Annotated in this window: 16 protein-coding genes; 4 read left to right on the top strand and 12 right to left on the bottom strand. The window is 66.2% G+C overall.

Annotation, left to right across the window (positions count from 1 at the left end; genetic code table 11):
- The first annotated feature begins 146 nt into the window (after positions 1-146).
- Together AC5RWU_RS03315 and AC5RWU_RS03310 are read left to right on the top strand one after the other, a co-directional pair.
- Positions 147-1,511 carry an FHA domain-containing protein gene (locus AC5RWU_RS03315; protein WP_494027962.1) on the top strand — a complete coding sequence of 455 codons (1,365 nt, stop codon included), beginning with the start codon at positions 147-149 and terminating at the stop codon, positions 1,509-1,511.
- Complete coding sequence (locus tag AC5RWU_RS03310; RefSeq protein WP_494036898.1) at positions 1,475-4,348, top strand: FtsK/SpoIIIE domain-containing protein; 2,874 nt, start codon at positions 1,475-1,477, stop codon at positions 4,346-4,348. The genes AC5RWU_RS03315 and AC5RWU_RS03310 overlap by 37 nt, the downstream gene beginning before the upstream one ends.
- 9 nt (positions 4,349-4,357) lie before the next feature.
- Here the strand turns inward: AC5RWU_RS03310 and AC5RWU_RS03305 are convergent, their stop codons facing one another.
- Complete coding sequence (locus AC5RWU_RS03305) at positions 4,358-4,732, bottom strand: hypothetical protein (RefSeq protein WP_494036897.1); 375 nt, start codon at positions 4,730-4,732, stop codon at positions 4,358-4,360.
- Between the two features lie 307 nt (positions 4,733-5,039).
- Between AC5RWU_RS03305 and AC5RWU_RS03300 the strand changes: the two genes are divergently transcribed.
- Positions 5,040-5,288: a WhiB family transcriptional regulator gene (locus tag AC5RWU_RS03300; RefSeq protein WP_086994524.1), complete on the top strand. Its 249-nt coding sequence runs from the start codon at positions 5,040-5,042 to the stop codon at positions 5,286-5,288.
- Between the two features lie 108 nt (positions 5,289-5,396).
- Here the strand turns inward: AC5RWU_RS03300 and AC5RWU_RS03295 are convergent, their stop codons facing one another.
- Genes AC5RWU_RS03295 through AC5RWU_RS03285 form a run of 3 tightly spaced genes read right to left on the bottom strand, consistent with a single transcriptional unit; the run spans position 5,397 to position 12,431 of the window.
- Entirely contained in the window at positions 5,397-6,872 is a 1,476-nt protein-coding gene (locus tag AC5RWU_RS03295; protein WP_494027965.1) for a sensor histidine kinase, read from the bottom strand.
- Position 6,873: 1 nt separating this feature from the next.
- Positions 6,874-11,718 (bottom strand): NAD-glutamate dehydrogenase, encoded by a 4,845-nt coding sequence (locus AC5RWU_RS03290; protein WP_494027966.1) that lies wholly within the window; start codon positions 11,716-11,718, stop codon positions 6,874-6,876.
- 23 nt (positions 11,719-11,741) lie between these two features.
- A complete protein-coding gene (locus AC5RWU_RS03285) occupies positions 11,742-12,431 on the bottom strand; it encodes a CpaE/TadZ family protein (protein WP_494036896.1) in 690 nt (229 codons plus the stop codon).
- 53 nt (positions 12,432-12,484) lie between these two features.
- Between AC5RWU_RS03285 and AC5RWU_RS03280 the strand changes: the two genes are divergently transcribed.
- On the top strand, positions 12,485-13,084 hold the full coding sequence (locus AC5RWU_RS03280; RefSeq protein ID WP_494027968.1) for an Rv3235 family protein: 600 nt from the start codon (positions 12,485-12,487) through the stop codon (positions 13,082-13,084).
- Here the strand turns inward: AC5RWU_RS03280 and secA are convergent.
- From secA to mtrA, 8 genes are all read right to left on the bottom strand, one after another.
- Positions 13,081-15,834, bottom strand: a complete 2,754-nt coding sequence (secA, locus tag AC5RWU_RS03275) for a preprotein translocase subunit SecA (protein WP_494027969.1) — start codon at positions 15,832-15,834, stop codon at positions 13,081-13,083. The two genes, AC5RWU_RS03280 and secA, sit on opposite strands and share 4 nt — an antisense overlap.
- Before the next feature lie 110 nt (positions 15,835-15,944).
- A complete protein-coding gene (locus AC5RWU_RS03270; protein WP_494027970.1) occupies positions 15,945-16,793 on the bottom strand; it encodes a winged helix-turn-helix domain-containing protein in 849 nt (282 codons plus the stop codon).
- Between the two features lie 10 nt (positions 16,794-16,803).
- On the bottom strand, positions 16,804-17,172 hold the full coding sequence (locus tag AC5RWU_RS03265) for a DNA glycosylase AlkZ-like family protein (protein ID WP_494027971.1): 369 nt from the start codon (positions 17,170-17,172) through the stop codon (positions 16,804-16,806).
- A 9-nt stretch (positions 17,173-17,181) separates the two neighbouring features.
- Positions 17,182-17,904: a ribosome hibernation-promoting factor, HPF/YfiA family gene (hpf, locus tag AC5RWU_RS03260; protein WP_494027972.1), complete on the bottom strand. Its 723-nt coding sequence runs from the start codon at positions 17,902-17,904 to the stop codon at positions 17,182-17,184.
- A 143-nt stretch (positions 17,905-18,047) separates the two neighbouring features.
- Positions 18,048-18,926, bottom strand: a complete 879-nt coding sequence (locus AC5RWU_RS03255; protein WP_494027973.1) for a ComF family protein — start codon at positions 18,924-18,926, stop codon at positions 18,048-18,050.
- A gap of 108 nt (positions 18,927-19,034) precedes the next feature.
- Positions 19,035-20,720, bottom strand: coding sequence for an LpqB family beta-propeller domain-containing protein (locus tag AC5RWU_RS03250; protein WP_494027974.1), 1,686 nt, complete (start codon positions 20,718-20,720; stop codon positions 19,035-19,037).
- Positions 20,721-20,724: 4 nt separating this feature from the next.
- Positions 20,725-22,581, bottom strand: coding sequence for an MtrAB system histidine kinase MtrB (gene mtrB / locus AC5RWU_RS03245; RefSeq protein WP_494027975.1), 1,857 nt, complete (start codon positions 22,579-22,581; stop codon positions 20,725-20,727).
- Between the two features lies 1 nt (position 22,582).
- Positions 22,583-23,260 carry an MtrAB system response regulator MtrA gene (mtrA, locus tag AC5RWU_RS03240; protein ID WP_494027976.1) on the bottom strand — a complete coding sequence of 226 codons (678 nt, stop codon included), beginning with the start codon at positions 23,258-23,260 and terminating at the stop codon, positions 22,583-22,585.
- Between the last annotated feature and the right edge of the window lie 68 nt (positions 23,261-23,328).

Below are 23,328 nucleotides of genomic sequence, written 5' to 3'. Positions count from 1 at the left end.
GAGACCAGCAACGACAAGCCTGCCGCCCGGTGTGCACAGCATGACTGCCCGGGCGGCGGGGTTATCCACAATCGTCGCTTCGGCGCGGCAGGAGGGCCGATGCTTCGTTTAGCCTCGCAGTGAACGCTCAGGAGGAAGCACCGCACATGCCCCTGCACCTAACACTGGCCCGCGGCCCACAACCCGATGACCGGCTGGGCAGCATCCGCGATGCAACGACTACCGAAATCGTGGTCGACACGGAGCGGGTGCGCACCGGCGCCGAACTCGGACAGGCGCTGGCGGAGACATTCGGCGCCGAGGACTGCACCGTAGCCGGTCGGCCGCTTGCCTCCCTGGTTCCCTTCACGTACCCGCTCCAGCCCGGCGCCGTCGTGGTGGCATCCGGAGCCCGGGCAGCCACCGGGCCCCGGCCGGAAGCCGGCGAACCTGCCACAGTTCCGGCCCTGCTGTTCACCGTCGACACCGGACCGGACGCCGGCCAGCTGATGATGCTCTCCCGCGGCACCTACACCATCGGCCGGTCCGGTTGCCGGATCAACATCAACGATCCGGAGCTCTCGCGCGGGCCTGCCACGCTGACCGTTGCACCAGACCGGATCACGCTGACCGACGAGGAGTCAGCCAACGGCACCTGGGTGGACGGGGCCTGCGTCGCTTCGGCAGAGATCAGCACGGACTCGGTCATGCGGCTCGGCCGCAGCGACTGCCGCCTCCGGCTTGGCACACACCCTGTGCCGGGGCCCGGGGCCGACGGCGGACTGGGCGAGCCGCTGACAGTGGACAAGCCCGCGCCGGTGGAACGGAGCCGGCTGTACCTGGTCACTGCCTTGCTGCCGCTGGTGCTCGGCATCGCCCTGGCTTTGTTCACCGGTATGTGGTTCTTCCTCGCCTTCAGCGCGCTGTCGGCGGTCACCGCCGTCGTACCCTTGGTGTCCGGTGCCAAGCGGCGCCGTCTGTTCAATTCGGCCGTGTCGCAGGCCGCGGAAGCAGACCAACGACGGCGGCACGCGGCGGCTCCCGAACTCTCCGGGATCGCCCTGTGGTTCCTGCAGCGCAGCCGGTTATCGGCGGCCGGGACTGGCCCCCGGCCCCGCCACAGACAATTCAGCCCGGGACACCCCAGGCGGCCGCGGCATCGCCGGCGGGCGGCGCCGCAGACCGCGTCAATGCAGGAGCAACGCCGCCGCTGCGGCTTCGGTTCGGCACCGCGGACCTGCCTGCCAACGTCGTGGTCCGTCCCGGACGGCCCGGCTGGGAGCCGCCCGCGCTGCACGGGACACCCGCAACGGTGGACCTCTCGTCGGTCCGGCCGGTGGCCGTGGACGGTCCGAGGACGGCGGTTGCGGGCCTCGCCAGGGCGTTCCTCGTTCAATGCGCAGCCGCTGCGGCCGCCGCTGTCGGCCCGTGGCGCGTGGTCTGTTTTGGCGCCGGCGATCTGCCGTCCGCCGCGCGGTTCATTACAGGCGTGGAATTGTGCCGCGATCCCGCGGCCCTGCCGCTGCTGGTGACCGGCGGGTTCACCGTTGTGCTGGTGCTGGGCAAGTTCCGGGAGGCGGCGGCCGCGCTCGCAGCGGCGGACCCGGAAAGCGTCCGCGTGCTGTGGTTTGGGCCGAATCCCGGTGCCGGGGAAATGGACTTCCGGATCCGGCTGGCGGCTGCTGATCCGGTGTTCTGCACGGGCGGACAGGAGACACCCTTCGCTCCCGACCTCATGGGACCCGGGTCTTTCGACCGTTTCGCGCGCACCGCTGCCCCTGCGATTCTGCGGATCAGGCAGGGGGGGCCTGCTGCACCGGGCGCCGCGGCAGGCGCAGCCGGTCCGGCTGCCGCCGGCGGCGGCAGGCACACCATCCCGGCGGCCGTTCCGCTGGCTGACGTTTCGCCCGCGGACCCGGAAGCGGTTCGCCAGGCCTGGGCCAGGTGCCGGTCCGCTGCCGGCGGCAGCCAGCGCCTGGATCTGGTCGCGGACGGACCGCATGTGCTGGTCGCCGGGACCACAGGATCAGGAAAGTCCGAACTGCTGCGCTCGTTGGTCCTCGGGCTGGCCCTGAGTCATCCGCCGGATCAGGTCAGCTTCCTGCTGGTCGACTTCAAGGGCGGCTCCGGCCTGGGCGTGCTGGGGCCGCTCCCCCACGCCGCCGGCCTGCTGACCGACCTGTCGGCCGAGAATGTCAGCAGGGCGCTCATCTCCCTGCGGGCCGAAGTGCGTCGCCGCGAGCGGCTGTTCGCGGCCGCAGGAGCCTCGGACCTCGATTCCTACCGCGGCGGTTCGGCGGCTGCTCCCGGTGTTCCGCGCCTGGTGGTCGTCATCGATGAATTCCGCATGCTGACCGAAGAGGTCCCAGAGGCCATGTCCGAGCTGATGCGCATCGCCGCACTGGGACGGTCGCTGGGCATCCACCTGGTGCTCGCGACCCAGCGGCCCCAAGGCGCGGTCTCGGCCGACATCAGGGCCAATGTCACCACCTCGATCGCCCTGCGGGTGCAGAGCACCATGGAGTCCCATGACGTGATTGGCGGCCCGGACGCAGCGGCCATCCGGCTCGACGCGCCGGGACGGGCCTACTTGAAAACCGGCAGCCTGCCTGCCACGGAGTTCCAGTCGGCATCGGCAGGCCTGTGCCCGGAAGGTACGGCCGGAAGGGGCGCGGCAGTCATGCCGCTGGACGACTACCTGCTGCCGGGGACAGCCTCGAAGGCCTCCGGCGGATCTCCCGCGGGGTGCCGGGGGCGCCATGCCGGCCAGCCGCCGTCGTACATTCCGAGGCTCATCTCCGCCATCGGGATGGCCTGCGAGCAGGCAAGCCGGCCGGGAAACGGGGAACGGCATCGTCCGCTGCTCGACCCGCTGCCGGCGACCCTTCCGGCGCTGCCGGAGAAAGCCGGGATCTGGGACGGAAGCATCGGGGACGGGACGGAGGTGGACGGGAAGGACGTGGACGGCGTCGTCCTCGGCCTGCTGGACCTGCCCGACCGCCAGGAGCAGCGGATCCTGCGCTGGTTGCCCGCCCGTGATGCGCATCTGGCCGTACTCGGAACCGGAGCCGGGCCGGCGGGCGTGCTGCGGCTCGGGATCAGGGGGCTCATCCGGGCCTCCGGCAGCCACCATTTCTATATTCTGGACGGCGACGGCCAGCTGAAGCAGTTTGCAGGCCAGCCGAACGTCGGCGCCTATGCGGCAGCCCACGAACTCAAACTGGCCGTGCAGATCCTCCGCCGGCTAGGTGAGGAGGTCATGGAGCGACTGGCCGGCGGGGATAACCATGCGGCGCAGCGGGCGGTGGTGGTTTCCGGGTGGGGACGGTGGATAACGGCCATCCGCTCAAGCCGCTGGGCCTGGGCCGAGGAAGTCCTCCTGGACATCACCCGGGACGGCGCGGGCGCAGGCATCACGCTGCTGATCAGCGGCGACAGGGAGCTGCTCGCGGGCCGTTTCTTTGCGCAGATTCCGAACCGGATCTTCCTCCCCGCCGGCTGCAGCCCCGAGTCGTTGATAGCCTGGCCCAAACTTCCGCCCATGGACCGCATTCCCGGCAGGGCCCTGGTACAGGGCCGGATCGGCACGGACGCGGGCTGCGTCGCCCAGCTCCTGGAACCCCCCGGCCCCGCCGCGCCTCCGGATGATCCTTCGATGGACGACGCAGTTTCCCTGCTGTCCGGCGTCCGGGCATCGGAGCTCCAGCCGTTCAGGATCCGGCCGCTGCCCCAGATCATCCACCGCAGCGAACTCGTGCCGGAACGGCCGGACACGGCCCCGGACTCCGCCTCAGGCCTCCTGGACGTACCCGTCGGTGTGTCCGGGGACGAACCCGGCACCTGCTGGCTTCGGCTGCAGCCGGGTATGGTCTTCCCCGTCCTCGGCGGAGCCGGCTCCGGCCGGACGAACTTCCTGCGCCTCGTCCAGGCTTCGGCCCCGGCTGACGTGCCTGTCCTGATGCCCGCCCACGGCGAGGATCCCCGGGCCTACTGGAACTCGGTCCCGGCGTCGAGCCGGCCGCTGTCCGGTACCGGCCTGGGGCGGACGCTGCTGCTGGTCGACGACGCCGACCGGTTGCCTCAGGATGTGCAGCAGCAGCTGGGCAGCCTGCATGCCCAGGGCGCCGCCGTCGTCTTTGCTGCAGTCCCGGGTCCCACACTGATGTCCCGGGTGCCGCTGTCGATGCAGGCGCGCTCGGCCGGACATGGAATCATCCTGGCGCCCGGGCAGCCCGCTGACGGCGATTTCCTGGGGATCCGGCTGGAAGTGGACTACCGCTGCGGACCCGGCCGCGCGTTCCTGGTACAGGCAGGGCAGGTCACCGAGCTCCAGACGGCGCTGGTAACACCGGCGGACGCCACGGCCTAGTGTGCGGACTCAGATGGCCCCGGAACTCTTGGCCAGGCGGCTGGTGTAGGCGACCACCGGCTTGCTGAACAGCAGTACGGTCGCGACCGCCGGCGGCAGCAGCAGGAGGATTCCGGGAAGAACAATTCCTCCGGCCAAAGTCGGCACCGCGAGGGCAACCATGAAGAGCTGCCAGACCAGCGCTGCGGAGCGGGTCCAGCGATAGCCACGGAACAGGAAATGCCCCACCGCTAGAAGCCAGACCGCAAGCACCACCAGCAGGACCAGAGTAAAGACCGCGCCGCCGTAGGACAGCGGGGTCTGCGTCAGGAGCCCCCAGACGTACCAGGCGGCTGCCGCCAGCAGTGCCAGCGCCTCAAGCACCAGGATCAGTGCGATGGCCACAACGCCGGGCGGGCGGGTGGCAGGAACAGGGGAAGTCTCCGGTCTTGACACACTGGCACAGTACCGGAGACAGTCGGAAGGCAGCCAGCGGTATGCGATGCAACACTAATTACTGTGACCAAGCACTCGTCCGATTGGACAAAATTCCAAACGTTAACCCTTGTTTGCGCAGATTTAACATGAAACTCTGGATAAAGAGAAATTCGGGGGCCAATATTTAGCGGCCCCTTTACTATGAGCGCGCTAGTGAAGGTTTTCACAAAGAACTCTCCGAGCCGCGGAATCTTTAAAGGAGTTAGTGATCAGCATGGATTGGCGGAGCCGCGCGGCATGCCTGGACAAGGATCCGGAGCTGTTTTTCCCCGTCGGGAACACCGGCCCGGCCTTGCTTCAGATCGAAGAAGCAAAAAGCGTCTGCCGGCGCTGCCCGGTAATTGATACCTGCCTGCAGTGGGCCATCGAGTCCGGTCAGGATGCAGGAGTCTGGGGCGGCATGAGCGAAGACGAGCGACGCGCCCTGAAGCGACGCGCAGCACGGGCACGCCGCGCCTCCTAAACAGGCTTCCACAGGAGACCGCCGCCCCTCGGGGCAGCGGTCTCCTGTATTTAAGGCTCGCGGACTCATGAGCCCCTGAATCTTCATGAGCCCCTGGCCGGAGGCCGTCTAGATTTGGTGTGGATTCAGCCGCATCTCGATCTGCACCACTGTTCCACCGCCCTCACGCGGCATCCAGTCGATGATTCCGCCCAGTTCACTGGTGACCAGGGTCCGCACGATCTGCAGCCCCAGCCCTTCGGTATGGTTCGCCTCAGGCAACCCCACGCCGTCGTCCTCCACCGTGACCTTGAGGATTTCCTCGCCATCGGCCGCCACCGTCCGATCCGCGGTCAGCCAGACGGAACCCTTGCGGTCCGATAGCCCGTGCTCCACGGCGTTGGTCACCAGTTCGTTGATCACCAGCGCCAGCGGAGTAGCGAATTCGCTCGGCAGCTCGCCGAATTCCCCCGACGATTCGGTGCGCACCTGCTGCGCCGGGGACGCGACTTCCGCAGCCAGCCGGAACTGCCGGCCGATCAAATCATCGAAGTCAACGTTCTGGGCCAGTCCCTGGGACAGGGTTTCGTGGACCAGCGCGATGGTGGCCACCCGGCGCATGGCCTGTTCCAGCCCCTGCTTTCCTTCCTCGCTGACCATCCGGCGCGACTGCATACGCAGCAAGGCAGCGACAGTCTGGAGGTTGTTCTTGACCCGATGATGGATCTCCCGGATGGTGGCGTCCTTGGACACCAACTCCATTTCCCGCCGGCGCAGTTCGGATACGTCGCGGCACAGCACCAGGGCGCCGAACCGATCCTTCTCGTCCCGCAGCGGAATCGCTCGCAGCGACAGGCTCACGCCCCGGGATTCGATCTCCGTCCGCCACGGCATGCGGCCGGTGACCACCAACGGCAGCGTTTCGTCCACCATCCGGCGGTCCTTGAGCTGCGCCGTCGTTATTTCGGCCAGGGAGCGTCCCTCCAAGGCCTCGACGGCGCCGAGGCGCCGATAGGCGGAGACAGCGTTGGGGCTGGCGTACTGGATGATGCCGTCCACGTCGAGCCGGAACAGCCCGTCGCCTACCCGCGGAGCTCCGCGCCGCGAGCCGGTCGGTGAGGCGAAGTCCGGCCATAGTCCCATCGTGCCCATCCGCAGCAGATCGTAGGCGGCCTGGCGGTAGGTCAGTTCCAGCCGTGACGGCATGCGGGAGCTGGAAAGGTCCATATGCGACGTGACCACCGCAAGGGTGCGGCCATTGCGCACCATCGGTACTGCCTCCACACGCATGGCCATCTCAGTGGTCCAGTTCGTCTCGCTGGAGCGCTCGATGGTTTGGCTTTCCCAGGCCCGGTCCACCAGGGGGCGCAGGTCCGCGCGGATCCGGTCCCCGACGAAATCGCTGTGGAAGACGGTATGCGACGTCGATGGACGCACATGCGCCAGCGAGACGTAGCTGCCGTCCGGCACCGGGAACCACAGCGCCAGGTCGGCGAAGGCCAGATCCGCTACCAGCTGCCAGTCGCCGACCAGCAGGTGCAGCCATTCCGCATCCCCCGGGCCGAAATTGGCATGGTCCTTGATGGGATCCGTAAAAATGGCCACACTACCTCCGCACGATGGACCTCAAGAGCCGCAGGGCGACAGACAGCGACGCCATGTCATCCTTCTCGAGCTGATTAACTTCTGCAAACATATTCTTAGCACGCTCCAGATGGCCCGCATTGAGTTCTTCCCAGACCTCGATGCGTTCGACGGCGTCCGCGTCCTGCTTCTGCTCGGTCGCCTCCATCACCGCCAGGGTCATGTCCGCAACGGTCGAGTACAGGTCATCGCGCAGGGCCGCGCGCGCCAGCGCCTGCCAGCGGTCCTTCCGGGGAAGCGCGGTAATACGGGTCAGCAGATCATCTACCCCGTAGCGGTCGTAGACGGCGTAGTACACCTTGGCGAAGTTCTCCACCGGTTCATCGAGCTTCCCGGAGATCCGGGCCACATCCAGCAGGCCGAAGGTCTCGAATTCCTGGGCCCACCGCTGCCCGATTGCCTCCGGCAAGCCCCACCCCTGGGCCCGGTCGAACCATTCGTTGACCCTCTCGAGGTCGACCCCCCGGAGGTAGCTGGCCAGGTTGGCCCGCAGCGGGTCCATCAGCGGCTTGAACGCCGCAATACTCTCCTCCACCGTTCCGGCCGTGCCCACGTGGTTGATGAACCACCGGACTGCCCGGTCGAGCAACCTGCGCATGTCCAGCTGCACCGTGCACCACTGTTCCGTGGGGAAACTGGGCGGCAGCTGGGCCATCGCATCAATCAGCGCGTCCAGCTCGTAGATTTCACGCAGCGCAACGAATGCCCTGGCCACCGTGGCTTCCGGTACCGAAGTCTCCTCCATGGCCCGGAACGCGAAGGTGATGCCGCCGACGTTGATCATGTCATTGGCGACGACGGTGGCTATGATTTCGCGGCGCAGCGGGTGCGCATCAAGGTCTGCTTCGAAGCGCTCCACCAGCTGGTGCGGGAAATACCTCCGCAGGACTCGGGAGAACCACGGGCCATCTGCCAGATCGCTGGCAGCAAGTGCCTTGGTCAGCTCGATCTTCGCATACGCCGCCAGGACCGACAGCTCGGGCGAGGTCAGGCCCTGGCCGGTCTTCTCGATGCGGGCGTGCAGCTGCGCGGTGGTCGGCAGGGCCTCCAGGTCGCGATTGAGGTCCGCCCTGACTTCCAGCCAGTCCATGAGCCGCTCGAAGCTCGGGCTCCACTCCACCACGCGCTGCCGGTCGTTGAGCAGCAGGATGTTCTGGTCGATATTGTCCTCCAGCACGAGCCTGCCCACTTCGTCAGTCATGGAGTGGAGGAAGGCCGCCCGTTCCGCTGCGGGGAGTTTGCCGGCAGCCACCATCCGGTCGACGAAGATCTTGATATTGACCTCATGGTCCGAGCAGTCGACGCCGGCCGAGTTGTCGATCGCATCGGTATTGAGGATGACGCCCGCGAGCGCGGCTTCGATGCGTCCCCGCTGGGTCATGCCCAGGTTGCCGCCTTCACCGATGACCCTAGCCCGCACCTCGTTGCCGTTGATGCGCACGGCGTCATTGGTCTTGTCCCCGACCGATGCGTTGCTTTCCTGCGACGATTTCACATAGGTTCCGATGCCGCCGTTGTACAGCAGGTCGACGGGGGCCCGAAGAATCGCCTTCACCAGCTCCGGCGGGCTCAGTTCCGTCACATCCGGCTCCAGCCCCAGCACGCGGCGTACCTGCGGCGTTACCGGAATTTCCTTGACGTGGCGGGGATAGACACCGCCGCCGTCGCTGATCAGGGTGGAGTCATAGTCCTGCCAGGAAGACCGCGGCAGGTCGAAAAGCCGCTTGCGTTCGGCGAAGGAGGCGGCCCCATCGGGATCGGGATCAAGGAAGATGTGCCTGTGGTCGAATGCAGCCACCAGGCGGATGTGCCTGGAGAGCAGCATGCCGTTGCCGAAGACGTCTCCACTCATGTCGCCGATGCCGACGACGGTGAAGTCCTCCTGCTGCGTGTCCACCCCGAGCTCGTGGAAATGCCGTTTGACGGATTCCCAGGCACCGCGGGCGGTGATGCCCATGGCCTTGTGGTCGTATCCTACGGATCCACCGGAAGCGAACGCGTCCCCCAGCCAGAAGCCGTACTCCTCGGAAAGGCCGTTGGCGATGTCGGAGAAGGACGCAGTGCCCTTGTCCGCGGCAACGACCAGGTACGTGTCGTCACCGTCGCGGGCCACCATCCGGTCCGGCGAGTCCACCTCCTGTCCGGAGCCGATCGGCAGGAGGTTGTCGGTAATGTCCAGCAGGCCACGGATGAATGTGCGGTAGCAGGTCTGCCCCTCGGCCATCCATCCTGAGCGGTCAACCGTCGGATCCGGGAGCCTCTTGGCATAGAACCCGCCTTTGGCTCCGGTGGGGATGATCACAGCGTTCTTGACCGTCTGTGCCTTGACCAGGCCAAGCACCTCGGTGCGGAAATCCTCGCGCCTGTCGGACCAGCGCAGGCCGCCGCGGGCCACCTCGCCGAAACGCAGGTGGACGCCTTCGACCCGCGGAGAATAGACCCAGATCTCGTACTTGGGCCGCGGGAACGGCGCCGACTCGATGGAGCCGGTGTTGAACTTGATGCTCAGGTATTCCTTGTCCTGGAAATAATTGGTCCGCAGTGACGCACCGATGAGGTTGCCAAGGGTCCTCAGGACACGGTCGGCGTCGAGGGTGGGAACCCCTTCCAGTCCATCTGCCAGCGCCGCCCGCGCCTCTTCGACGGCGGCCGGACGCTCGGCGGATGGGATGTCCGGGTCGAAGGTGGCCTCGAACAGCGCCAGCAGCGCCAGGCTGACCGCGGGATTGCCCAGCAGCGTGTCGGCGATGAAGCCGTAGGAATTGGGGTTGCCGAGCTGCCTGGTGAACTTGGCGTAGCTGCGCAGGATCACCACTTGCCGCCAGTGCATGCCCTGGCTGAGCACCAACCGCTCGAACGCATCCGATTCGCTCTTCCCCGACAGTGCCGCTGCGAAAGCTTCCTCCAGCAGTGGTGCCATTGCCAGCGGATCGATCCCGGAGGGGTATTTCAGGCCGAAATCGTAGAGGAAGAAATTCCTGCCATCCGCAGGCCGGAGGACGAAGGGCCGCTCATCGAGCACTTCGAGCCCCAGGTTCTGGAGCAGGGGCAGAATCTGGCTCAGGCTCCTGGTTTCGGTCAGATACAGTTTGAGCCGCGCGTGCCCTGACATTGTGCCCACCGGCCCGGATGGTACGTAGACCTTGAGGATCGGCTCGGCGGCCGGCTGGGCCCCATAGCTTTCGAAGCGCTCCAGGTCAGCGAGGGCGTCATCAACCTCGAAGTCCACCGTGTAAGCGGCAGGAAAGGCCTGTGCCCACTGGGCGCTGAGTTTTTCGGCCCGGTCCCGGTCGTACCTGCGCAGCAGTGCCTGCTCGATGCTTTCCCCCCAGGAACGGGTGGCGGCCACCAGCCGCTGTTCCAGTGCCCCGGCGTCCACCCCCGTGATCTCGGCACCGCGGGACAGCCGGATCCGGAAGAACAGCCGAGCCAGCGCTGACTCACTCATGCGGGCTTCATAGTCGATCGAATCGGCGCGGAAGGTCCTGCGCAGCTCGTCCTCGATGCGCAACCGTACGTTGGTGTTGTAGCGGTCGCGCGGCAGGAAGACCAGTGCCGACATGAACCTGCCGTACACATCCGGGCGCAGGAACAGCCGGGTGCGCCGGCGCTCCTGCAGGCGGAGGATCGCCAGTGCCGTCGAGGCCAGATCCTGCTGGTCAATCTGGAAGAGTTCATCCCTGGGATAGGTTTCCAGAATCGACAGCAGGTCCTTGCCCGAGTGGGAGTTCGGCGGGAACCCCAGTTCGCGCAGCACGCCCTTGACCTTGTCCCGGACAATCGGCACGTCGCGCACCGATCCCGTGTAGGCACTGGTGGCAAACAGTCCGATGAACCGGCGCTCGCCGTCGACATTCCCGTTCGCATCGAATCGCTTGACACCGATGTAGTCCAGATATGCGGCGCGGTGGACGGTGGAGCGTGAATTGGCCTTGGTGATCACCAGCGCGCATTTCTCCCGGGCTTTGGCCCGGCCGGCGGCGGTCAGGTGCTGGATGTGCTTGCCGTCAGCGATGTGGCGCATGATGCCCAGCCCGCTGTTTTCCTTGATATGCAGCATGTCTTCGCCGTGCTGGGTCACCAGGTCGTATTCGCGGAATCCCAGGAAGGTGAAGTTGCCGTTGTCAAGCCAATACAGCAGATCCTGCGCCTGCTGCAGGTCCGGAATCTCTTCCCCATTGCGGACGGATTTGAGTGAATCCGCCACCTCCCGCACCTTGCGGCGCATGGCCGGCCAGTCCTCGACCGCTACCCGGACGTCGCCGAGGACGCGTTCGAGTCCGGAAATGAGTTCGGCACGCTTGCCTGCGCTGGTCAGCCGATTGATTTCGACGGCGATCCAGGACTCCACATGGGACGCTTTGTCTCCCGTTGCCACCAGATGGGCAAGACTGGGCAGGGTCGCGGTATCACCGCTGGAGACACTGGCCATGAACGGCACGCGGTGCAGTTCCAGCAGCTGCCCACTCTCCCGGTTGCGCACTGCCACGAAGGTTGGATGCATGACCATCTTGATTGCGCTGTGCTGGCGCACGACCTCCGCCGTGACGGAATCCACCAGGAAGGGCATATCATCACAGACGATCATCACCACACTGGCCTCCGGCTGGTCCAGGATATCGACCAGAGCCTGGCCCGGCTGGTGCACCGCGGCCAACTCCCGGTGCCTGAGTGCACGTTCGGCCAGCGTATCGGAACTGTAGGCCTGGGCATCCTCCGCGGCCAGATGCTCGTAGTAGGTCCCGATAAACTCTCCGTCGGACTTCGTTGAACCGGACAGATCCGCAGGGCTGGACCCAGACGACATGGATTACGCCTCCACTACGTTGGTTAAAGACCGCTCCCTTGCGGCCCCTTAGGTAAGAGCCTAATGCCAGCGGGGGAAAACTTCACTCCGCCGCGGCCGCCGCGGCGCAGTCCGCGCCGGCGCTCCACGGGCGCATCCACGAGGTCCGCCAGCGCCCGGCGCAGCGGCGACTCCGGGGCGACTTCCAGCAGCGCCGAACCGCCCAGCAGCGCAGCATCCGCGGCCGCCGCATCCGCCGGGAGGAAGGCTTGGATCTGCTGCGCGGGCCCATAACGATCCCAGGCTTCCCGCAGCTGCCGCTCCGGAGACCGTCCGACAGAAGCGGCTCTGACCTTGTTCAGGACGACCTGCGGACTGGCCGAGGGCACCGCCTGCTCGAGTTCGGCAAGCCCACGCACGAGCCGGGGAATGCCGATCGCATCCGCCGAGCCGACCGCATAGATCGTGTCCGCCAGCTCCAGGCAGCGCAGGGTGGCGCCGTTGCGGCGCGGCGCCATCGTGTCGAAGCTCAGTTCCTCGTCCGCCTCAAGGCAGAAGCCGCAGTCGATGATGATGGCATCCGCAACGCCGCGGGCCTGCCGGATGACTTCGGCGAGCGCAGCGGCGCGCAGCTCCGCCCAGCGGTCGGCCCGCGGGATGCCTGTCAGCACCCGCAGCGGAGCGCCTTTGATCACTACCTGCGCGCTGACCCGCTCAAGTGCTTTTGCATCCAACGTGCCCTCGCCAGCTCGATACCGCAAGCCGCCCAGTCCACGAAAGGAACGCAGTGAACAACGTGACAACTCTTCCGGAAACGGCCGAAGCTACCGTTTCGTCCGCCCTGGCGCCAGCCAGCGGCGAGCCCCGTCCGATCACGGTCCGCAGAATCCGTCAGGTTGATCCGGACGGTCCGGCTGCGCCGGTCATCCGACTGCCCCCCAAGCGGGCCGCCGCCCTTCCTTCCGCGGGCGGACAGCCGGAAGCAGTCCCGCCCAGGACCGGATCCGGGGCGAACGAGGACAGCGCCGATGCGCAACGGATTACCGGCATCGCCCGCTCGATCGCCCAGGCGGCCCTGGAAGTACTGGGCGGCACCCGGCCCGTGCAGCAAATGGCGCGCTGGCTTGATCCGCGCAGTTACGAACGGCTGGTCCTGCGCAGCAATATGGTCCGTGAGATGCAGCAACAGGCAGGTTCCGGGCGGCAGCAGTCCGGGTCCCGGCTGCACCGCAACGCTGTCGTCAGGTCGACGCGCATCTGCCGGATTTCCGCTATCGCCTACGAAGCGACCCTTGTGGTGGCCGAACGCGACAGAGTCCGCGCCGTAGCCCTTCGACTCGAGCTGCGGCGCGGACTCTGGAAAGTCACAGCGCTGGAAATCGGCTAGCGCTTCTTGCTCTTCTTGGTGTTGGAGCCCCGGTTCCCGTCCGATGCCGGGGCAGCAGGATTTCCGCTGGCTCCTGCAGCGCCCGCGCCGCTGCGGACAACACGTGTTTCAGCTCCGCCCCGTTCGCTGGGCGCAGTGAACTGCAGGCTGGCAGGCCGCTGCGGACGTTCCAGGCCTGCTGCCGTCACAGTCGGCGCCGCAACCGCGGCCCGCCCATCAGTGACACCGGGCAGTCCCACCGGTGCGGGCTGGGCAACTTTGACCTCGAGGTTAAACAGGTAGCCGACGCTCTCCTCGCGGATGCCCTCCATCATGGCCTGGAACATGATGTAGCCTTCCCGCTGGTACTCGACCAGCGGATCCCGCTGGGCCATGGCACGCAGGCCAATGCCCTCCTTGAGGTAGTCCATCTCGTAGAGATGCTCCTGCCACTTCCGGCCGATCACCGACAGGACAACCCGCCGTTCCAGCTCCCGCATTGTCGCCGATCCCAGAGCCTCTTCGCGTTCCTGGTAAGCAACCTGGGCATCGGACAGAATCTCCGCGTGCAGGAAGTCGCGCGTAACCTTGGACTTCCCACCGGCTTCCTCGATGACTTCATCGATCGTGAGGGTAATCGGGTAAAGCTGCTTCAGGTTGTTCCACAGCAGTTCGTAGTCCCAGTCGTCGCCGTTGCCTTCGGCGGTGGCCTCATCCACCATTGCCGTGACTACGTCCTCCAGGAAGAAGCCGATCTTCTCGTGCAGGTCATCGCCTTCGAGGATGCGCCGGCGGTCACCATAGATGGCCTCGCGCTGGCGGTTCAGCACGTCGTCGTACTTCAGCACATTCTTGCGCTGTTCGGCATTGCGTGCCTCAACCTGCCCCTGGGCGTTTTCGATTGCTTTCGACACCAGCTTGGATTCAAGGGCCATATCGTCCGGCATGCGTGAGTTATTCATGATCCGTTCGGCTGCACCGGCGTTGAACAGCCGCATCAGGTCGTCGGTCAGCGACAGGTAGAAACGGGATTCCCCCGGATCGCCCTGCCGGCCGGAGCGGCCGCGGAGCTGATTGTCGATGCGGCGGGACTCGTGGCGCTCCGTTCCGAGAACGTAAAGGCCGCCCAGGGCCAGCACCTCTTGATGCTCGGCAGCCACGGCCTTCTTAGCGGCTTCCAGCGCCGCCGGCCATGCCGCCTCGTATTCCTCCGGGGTCTCGGCCGGGTCCAGTCCCCGCTTGGCCAGTTCGGCGACGGCATTGAATTCGGCATTGCCGCCCAACATGATGTCGGTGCCGCGGCCGGCCATGTTCGTGGCGACCGTTACAGCGCCCTTGCGCCCGGCCTGCGCCACGATGGCGGCCTCCCGTGCATGGTTCTTGGCATTGAGGACCTCGTGCCGGATTCCCTGCTTGGCCAGCTGCTTGGACAGGTATTCGCTCTTCTCCACGCTCGTGGTACCCACGAGTACCGGCTGGCCGGCCTCATGGCGCTCCACGATGTCCTGGACGACGGCGTCGAACTTAGCGACCTCGTTCTTGTAGATCAGGTCCGACTGGTCCTTGCGGGCCATAGGCTTATTGGTCGGGATGGGCACGACTCCAAGCTTGTAGGTGCCCATGAACTCGGCTGCCTCGGTCTCCGCGGTTCCGGTCATGCCCGAAAGCTTCGTATACAGGCGGAAGTAGTTCTGCAGCGTGACGGTGGCCAGCGTCTGGTTCTCCGCCTTGATCTCGACGCCTTCCTTGGCTTCGATGGCCTGGTGCATGCCCTCGTTGTAGCGCCGGCCGGCCAGGATGCGGCCGGTGTGCTCATCCACGATCATGACTTCGCCGTTGAGGACCACGTAGTCCTTGTCCCGCTTGAACAGTTCCTTGGCCTTGATCGCGTTGTTGAGGAATCCGATCAGCGGCGTATTCGCCGACTCATACAGATTATGGATGCCGAGGTAGTCCTCGACCTTCTCGATGCCCGGCTCCAGGACACCTACGGTCCGCTTCTTCTCATCGACCTCGTAGTCCTGCTCCGCTTTGAGCCGCAGCACCACCTTGGCGAATTCCGTGTACCAGCGGTTGACGTCACCGGAGGCCTGGCCGGAAATGATCAGCGGCGTACGGGCTTCATCGATCAGGATGGAGTCGACCTCGTCGACGATGGCGAAGTTGTGGCCGCGCTGGACAAGTTCCTCTGCGGACCAGGCCATGTTGTCACGCAGGTAGTCGAAGCCGAACTCATTGTTCGTGCCGTAGGTGATGTCCGACGCGTACTGCTCCCGCCGTTTGGCCGGGTCCTGGTTGGCCAGGATGCAGCCGGTGGACATGCCCAGGAAGCGGAAGACGCGTCCCATCAGGTCCGACTGGTACTCGGCAAGGTAGTCGTTGACAGTGACGACATGGACGCCTTTGCCGGTGAGTGCATTCAGGTAAGCCGGAGCCGTGGCTACCAGGGTCTTTCCTTCACCGGTCTTCATTTCGGCGATGTTGCCCAGGTGCAGCGCCGCCCCGCCCATCAGCTGGACATCGAAGTGGCGCATGCCCAGCGTGCGGCTGGCGGCTTCGCGGACCGCCGCGAATGCTTCGGGCAGCAGATCGTCGAGCGATTCGCCGTCGCTGTGGCGCTGCCTGAGCGTGTCGGTCTCGGCGCGGAGCTCGGCATCGGAGAGGTTCTTGAAGTCTTCCTCGAGGATATTGATGGCGTCAGCGTAGCTGCGGAGTCTCTTCAGCGTCTTCTTGTCGCCGGTGCGAAGGACTCTTTCGAGAAGTGATGCCACTGCGTATGCTCCCAATCGTTGCTGCCGAACCTGGCCTCATCAGTCTACGTGAGAGACGTCCAAGCCGCGGTTTTAGTTCCCCCTGCAGCCCGGGCCGGGCAGGCCGCCGGTCAGGAAGAGCCGCGGACGACCTCCCGCCGCAGGGCCGCAGCGAGGCCGCCGCGGGACTCGACGACGATGTCGCCCAGCCCCAGCCAGCCGGCCATCAGGCGAAGCTCCGCCGCCAGTTCAACGGCGGTATCCGGCGGAGCCTCCGCCTCGGCGTAACTGCCGCGCACCAACAGCCGGCCCGCGGTTCGGTCCGCCTTGAGGTCGACCCGGGCAACCAGTTCCTCGCCGAGCAGGAACGGCAGGACATAGTAGCCGTAGGTCCGCTGTGCAGGGGGCGTATAGATGCCGATCCGGTAGTGGAAATTGAACAGTGCCAGAAGGCGGCCGCGCTCGAACACCAGCGAATCGAACGGGCTAAGCAGCGCCCTGCCCCGGGCCCGGCGCGGCAGGTCCGAAGCCACATGGCGGTAGGCCTGCCGCCGCCAGCCGCTGACATCCACGGCCTCGAGGATGCCCGCGCGGGACAACTCCGCAACGGCACCGTCCGCCTCGCGCTGCGGCAACCGGAAATAATCCGCAAAGCACCTCGCTGTGCCGATACCGTGGGCCCTGGCCGCGAGTTCCACGAGCGACCTGATGGCTTCCTCACGCGGAAGCGGCGGAATCTGCTGCACTGCAGGAGGCAGCACACGCTCCGTGAGGTCGTACCGGCGTTCGAACTGCGGTGTCCGGGACGCCGCGGAGACTCGGCCGGACCAGAAGAGTGCTTCCAACACTCCTTTGACGGCGCTCCAGTTCCACCCCCAGTTGTCCTTGGCCCGCGGAACGTCATGGCGGATCCGCGTCTGCAGCTCGCCGGCCGTCAGCGGCCCATACAGCTCAAGTTCGCCGAGGATGACATCCGCCAAATGTCCATGCTCAGCCCAGGCCCGCCTGACCGTTCCCCCAGGCGCTGTCCTGCCAGTCCCGCATCCGCCAGGCCAGCAGCGGATGCAGCGGCGCGGAAATGAACGAGGCCTCGTGCCCCCAATATTCCAGCAGGCGGCGCGGTGGGCGCGTCGACATGCGGTGGAGGATGCCGACGTCGTAATTTCCGAGGCGGGAAAACAGCGGCAGGTAGTGGCTGCGCACGAGGACATTCACGGAATCTATCTGGACCAACTGGATCCGGTCAAAGATCCGGCCCACCTGCCTGGCTGTCACCAGGCCGGTGGGCCGTTCCTTGGCCAGCCCCTGGGCCGCAAGCGCAATCCTGCGGGCCTGCGATTGGGAAAGACCGGCGGTCATGCCGCTGCGCTAGGCGCGGGCTTCCTCCGGAGACCGGTAAGCGCGCACTTCCTCCTGCGGTCCCGTGCCCTCAAGCGAGCATTCGGAATCCAGCGTAATGACACCGTAGGTCCAGCCGCGGCGCCGGTAGACGACCGAGGGCGTGCTGGTCTCCTTGTCAATGAACAGATAGAAATCGTGCCCGACGAGCTCCATGTTGTCGACGGCATCGTCGAGGGTCATCGGCGAGGCAGGAAAAACCTTGCGGCGGATCAGCACCGGCGAATCCCCTGCCGGAATGTCGTTGTCTATTTCGTAGCCGGTCTTCTCCTGAGCCTGGCTGGGTGCAGGTTCACCGGCCTTCTCGGCAAAAATGGGTTCGGAAGGGCTAGCTGGCTCCAGCGAAGCGGTAGCTTCGAAAACCGCGGTAGGCCGGTGCCGCCCGTGGTGGACCTTTTTCCGGTCGCGGGCGCGGCGCATTCGTTCGAGCAGCTTTCCGTAGGCGATGTCAAAGGCGGCGAACTTATCCGCTGCCGATGCCTCGGCGCGGATGACGGGTCCCCGGCCGAGAACCGTCAGTTCAACCGTGAGATTGGTGTCCGACTGGCGGGCATTGGCTTCCTTCGTGACCTTGGCGTCCAACCGTTGAACCTTGTCGCCGAGCTGCTCAATCTTGGAGATTTTCTCCTCGGCGTACTCACGGAAGCGATCCGAAACGGGAACGTTCCGGCCGCTGCTGATGTTGAATTCCATAGTGTCCTCCACATCGCTTAGATGACACAACAGCGACTGAAATGAAAATCCTTTCAGCCGCTGCCGACGGGTATTTGTCCTCATTGAAATACCCATACTTCACGTTAGTTCACTGCCACCCGTTATTCATCCCTTAGCCGCAGTTATTTCACGAAAAAAGTCATACCGGGTTTCCGGACGTCCAGCGCAGGTCCCCGGCAGGCTCCGCGGGCGCCGGCGCTGCGCAGGACGCGGGCCATTTCCGCAATGGTTGCACCTGTAGTCAGGACGTCATCGACGACGAGGCAGGTCCGGCCGCGGACCCGGCCGGCATGCCGCCGCCGGATGGCCAGCGTCCCGGCCACATTGCCGCGCCGTTTGGCTCGGCCCAGGGACTTCTGGCTGCCGGCGGCCCATCCGGTGGCGTTCCGGATCGCTTTGGGCACCAGTTCCAGTGCCGCCGCCGCCAGCGTGTGCCCCGCGGCCGGCACCAGCTGCGCTCCGGCCGGCAGCAGGATCCTTGCTTCGAGGGTCCGCAGCAGCAGCCACACCGGATCGTAGCCGCGCCTGCGGATCGAAGCCGGCCGCGAGGGCACCGGCACCAGCAGCACCGGCGAACGCGGGGCCAGCTCCACCACCGCATGATGCAGTGCCCCGCCCAGGGCAGCCGCCAGGACCGGAGCGAGATCGGTGTGGCCATGGTTCTTGAAGGCCAGGAGGGTCTGAGACAGTTCCCGGCGGTAACGGCCCGCCGCAAGCACCGGCAGCGGAACGAAATCCGCTGCAGTCCCCGGACCGGGCGGCGGCCTGCCCGCCTCCCCCGGCCGTCCGGCTTCCGGCAGCGCCTCGGCCGCTTCCTCCGCTCGGTAGGGCCGCACCGTCGCCCGCCGCAGAGCGGCCGCGCAGCCCGGGCACAGTGAACGGTCTTCCCTGCTGCAGACCACGCATTCGGTGGGAATGACCAAGGACCAGAACTCGCCCAACCATTGTGCCGCCGCGTTACTGCCGGGCGCAAACGCAGTGTGTCCAGCCACAGTCTCCATGCCGCCATGCCTCCATGCCTCCATTCTGGGCATCGGTGAGGGGTTGGCCGCAGCCGGCGGCCGGCAATGTGGATGACACGCAGACTCGGTCCGGCGGTGGAGGACAGGTCAGCCGGGGAACGCCGGATCTTTGACGCCTTCGGTCTGCGGAACCCAGCTGTTGCCGACCCGGACAAAGATGGCCTCCGGCGTCTGGGCGTAGATGTCCTGGGTGCCGTTGCCGGCACTGACCGTCATCATGCCGTCGAGCGGGGCTATCCTGACCGGTTCGTTGCCCAGCCGGAGCACTTCGGCCTGGACGGGACCCGAGGGCGCGGCTTTCATGACCACGACACTGTCCTCACTGACCCAGCGGGCGCTGTCCACCGGCACCGAGGCCTGCAGCTGCACCGGCGCGTTCAGACCCTGCGGGGCACCGTCGACGTCCCGGGTGATACCGGAAACCAGTACGACGGCGGCACCGGCCTGCTCGGCGACGATGACCGCCCGCGCGCCGTCCCGGGAAATCCGCAGGTCTTTGACCGTCCAGTCGGCAAGCCAGGGTGCGGCCACGGCCGCCGCTGGGCCCCCGGGGCTGCGCGGCGGCACCGCGAGCACACGGCCCTGCCGGTCTCCGCTGGCGGTCCACAGCCAGCCCTGCGGGTCGAAGCTCGGTGCCGTCAGCTCGGTTCCCGTCGCGCTGACCTGGACCTGCTGCCCGGGCGCGACGGACAGCAGCTGCGTCCGGTCGCCGTTGAGGAAGGCCATCCGCCGCTGGTCGTAGGTCATGGCCGGATCCCGGGGCGCGAAGCCAGCCACCGACGGAAGGTTCTCGATCGGATCCAGCTGGGATCCCTGATAGTAGGTCAGTTCGTTCTGGTACACCGCGATCTGGCTGCTGCCGACCGACGGATTCTTCACCGGCACCGCCAGCCCGGTTTCCGGCGGACCAAGTTCGACGCTGCGCTGGTCCACGGTCATGTTCACCGCGCTGATTGTGTTCAGCCCGACCAGCGTCAGTTCCAGCTGGCGCTGCATCTGCTGGCGCTGCAGGTTGGTGGTGTCGTCGAGGATTTCGGCGGACAGGTCCACCGTTGCCTCGCCGGAGACGATCGGCACGGCGTTGCGCACCAGGGTGCTCCCTTCCGGGAACGCACTGGCCACGGCGCCCTTCAGGTACGGGGCAGGTCCGTTCAGCATGGCCTTCACGATGGCTGCGGAAACCGCCTGGCGGCTGACGAACCAGCGCACGTCCGGCACCGCATACGCGTAGTCGGAGCTGTAGAAGTAGAGATTGTGCGAGCGGAAGAGCAGGGAGAAGTTCGTTTCCGAGACCATGATCCCGTTGGCAATGCCATCGATCCGCCACTGTCCGTCAACCCGCACCAGCGACACTTCCACCGTCTCCGACGCGCCGGCCTCGGACTGGCGAAGGATGCCCTGGGCATCGATGATGCCGAAAGTTTCAAGCTGGATGAGGAAACGGTCCTCGGATGCCGTGGGCACGATTTTCGGGTCGCCGCGGTAGATGATGGTCCGCTCGTCGGCGTTCCACGTTTGGGCACGGGCCGGGGTGAGGAATTCACGCGCAACCCGGTAGTCTTCCTGGGCTCCGGTAGCCGCCGTGATGAATCCCTGGACAATCCGGTCGGGATCAGCGTCCTGAACGGGGCCGCGGGGGCTGAACGTGTAGTTCGTGAAGGCATCGTCGCCGCTGTCGGCCTGGCTTGTCCCGACCGGGCTCGACGTCGGAATCGACGCACAGCCGGACAACGCCAGGACCAGCGCGGCCAGGACGGCAAGCCAGAAGCGCACCAGACTAGCCCTTCGACCAGTGTGCATGTTCGGCCTCCTGCCCCTGTCCGTCCGCCCCGTGCTGTCCGTCCGCCCCGTGCTGTCCGTCCGGGCTGTGCTGTCCGTCCTGCCTGTGCTGCTCCGCGGCAGCCGCATCCGTCCCCGTGGCTGGGCTGCCTGCGGCAGGCACGCAGTCCGCGGAACCGGAGGATGCGGGAACCGCCCCGTCCGGGACCGCATCCGCCGGCGGCATGGGCAGCGGCGATGTCTGCAAGGGGGTGCCCTGGCGGCGCGGGAGAGTCAGCCGGAAGTAGGATCCGGCGCCGGGCTCACCCCAGGCCTGCAGCCAGCCGCCGTGCAGATGGGCATCCTCGGTGGCAATCGACAATCCCAGCCCGCTGCCCCCGGTCGTACGGGCGCGGGCGGGATCGGCGCGCCAGAACCGGTCGAAAACCCGGGACGCCTCCAGCGCGGTCATGCCGATGCCGTGGTCGCGGATGCCCACCGCCACGGCATCCGCCGAACACGCTACCAGGATCTCCACCGGCTTGCCTTCGCCGTGTTCCAGAGCGTTGACCAGGAGGTTGCGCAGGATGCGGTCAATGCGCCGCGGGTCCATATCCGCCACGCAGCTTTCAAGATCGGACACGATCTCCATGGTGGAACCGGAATTTTCCGCCAGCGGCTGGGCCCCGTCCATGACGTGGCGGATGACCTCGAAAATATCCGTCGGCTCGGCGTCCAGCGCTGCCGCGCCCGCGTCGAAGCGTGAAATCTCCAGCAGGTCCGCCAGTAATGCCTGGAACCTTTCCACCTGGTGATACAGCAGCTCCGCGGACCGTTGGTTCACGGGGTCGAAGTCCTGCCGCGCGTCGAAGAGCACTTCGGCCGCCATCCGAACGGTTGTCAGCGGGGTCCGAAGTTCATGGGAAACGTCGGACACAAAGCGCTGCTGCATCTGGGACAGTGTGGCCAGCTGCGTGATCTGTTCCTGCAGGTTTTCCGCCATGTGATTGAAGGAAGCGCCCAACCGGGCGACCTCGTCCTCACCGGTCACTTCCATCCGTTCACGCAGTTCCCCGGCCGCCAGCTTCTCGGATACGACGGCGGCATGGCTGACCGGACCGACGACGGCCCTTGCCACGACCCAGGCGATGCCTCCCACGAGCACCAGCAGGATGCCGAAGGCGATCCACATCACCCCGTGGATGTAGTCGAGCGTTTCCTGCACGGAGGACAGGTCGTAAATCAGGTACAGCGCGTAGTCATTGCCCGGCGGCAGATTGACCCGTGTGCCGAAGGCCAGTCCGGGCACGTTGCGGTCGCCGCTTGGCAGGGAGAATGCCTGCCAGTATTGTCCGTCGTTCTCCAGGATCGTCCGGCTCAGCTCCTCCGGGATCAAGGTGGAGGACAGCCCGCCGCTGTCGAATTTGGACATCCAAAGGTTCTGCGCGTCCGGCGCGGGTGCCAGCAGGAACTGGCGCGGCGCATCCGCACCGGTCCCCTCCAGCAGCCGCAGGGTGTCCCGGACGAGCCGTTCCGTGGACTCACGGTCGCTGGCGACGGTGCTGTCGAAGATCTGCTTGATCTGGGTGAGGCCCTTTTCGGCTTCACTTTCGGCCTGGGTCCGGCGTTCTTCGAACAGTCCGGTGGCAATCTGGTTGGACAGGAACGCACCGACGCCCAGCAGCGCAATGGCCGTGAGCAGGAGCGTGGCCATGACAGTGCGGAACTGCAGGGACCGGCGCCAGCGGCCGAACAGCTCATCGCGTACGGCGAGCACCACCCGCCGAACCTGCCGTCCGACGGCCGCAAGCTTTGCCGACCAGCGCTCCCACAGAGTGGACAGCTGCCGGGCCCAACGGTCGGACCGGGAATTCACATCAGCCTTGTCCGGCCTTGTAGCCCACACCGCGCACCGTCAGGACGATCTCCGGCGCCTCCGGATCACGCTCGATCTTGGAACGGAGCCGCTGCACGTGGACATTGACCAGCCGGGTGTCCGCGGCGTGGCGGTAGCCCCAGACCTGTTCCAGCAGCAGCTCGCGGGAAAAGACCTGCCAGGGCTTGCGCGCCAGCGCAACCAGCAGATCGAACTCGAGCGGGGTCAGGGAAATCTTCTCATCGCCGCGGTACACGGTGTGGCCGGCCACGTCGATGGTCACCTCTCCGATGCGCAGCGTCTCCGGCGCCTTCTGCTCGCCGGGACGCAGACGCGCACGGACCCGGGCCACCAGCTCAGCGGGTTTGAACGGCTTCGGCACATAGTCGTCCGCACCGGATTCGAGTCCCCGCACGACATCCGAGGTGTCTGACTTCGCGGTCAGCATCACAATGGGCACGTCCGACTCACTGCGGATCTGGCGGCAGACCTCGATGCCGTCCAGTCCCGGCAGCATCAGGTCAAGCAGGACCAGGTCCGGCTTCGTATTCCGGTAGACCTCCACCGCCTGGCCGCCGTCCGCGCAGAAAACAGGATCGAATCCGTCATTGCGCAGGACAATGCCAATCATTTCGGACAGGGCCTCGTCGTCGTCCACCACCAATATGCGTGCCTTCATACCTCTATATTCCACCATTGCCTTGACATAGTCGCACTGAGGCACATCGCAGGCCCCGCTCCGCCCTC

This window comes from Arthrobacter sp. B0427-1-12, from assembly GCF_059092905.1.
The sequence above is the reverse complement of the archived record's forward strand: the minus strand, read 5'-3'. Positions and strand labels throughout refer to the sequence as shown.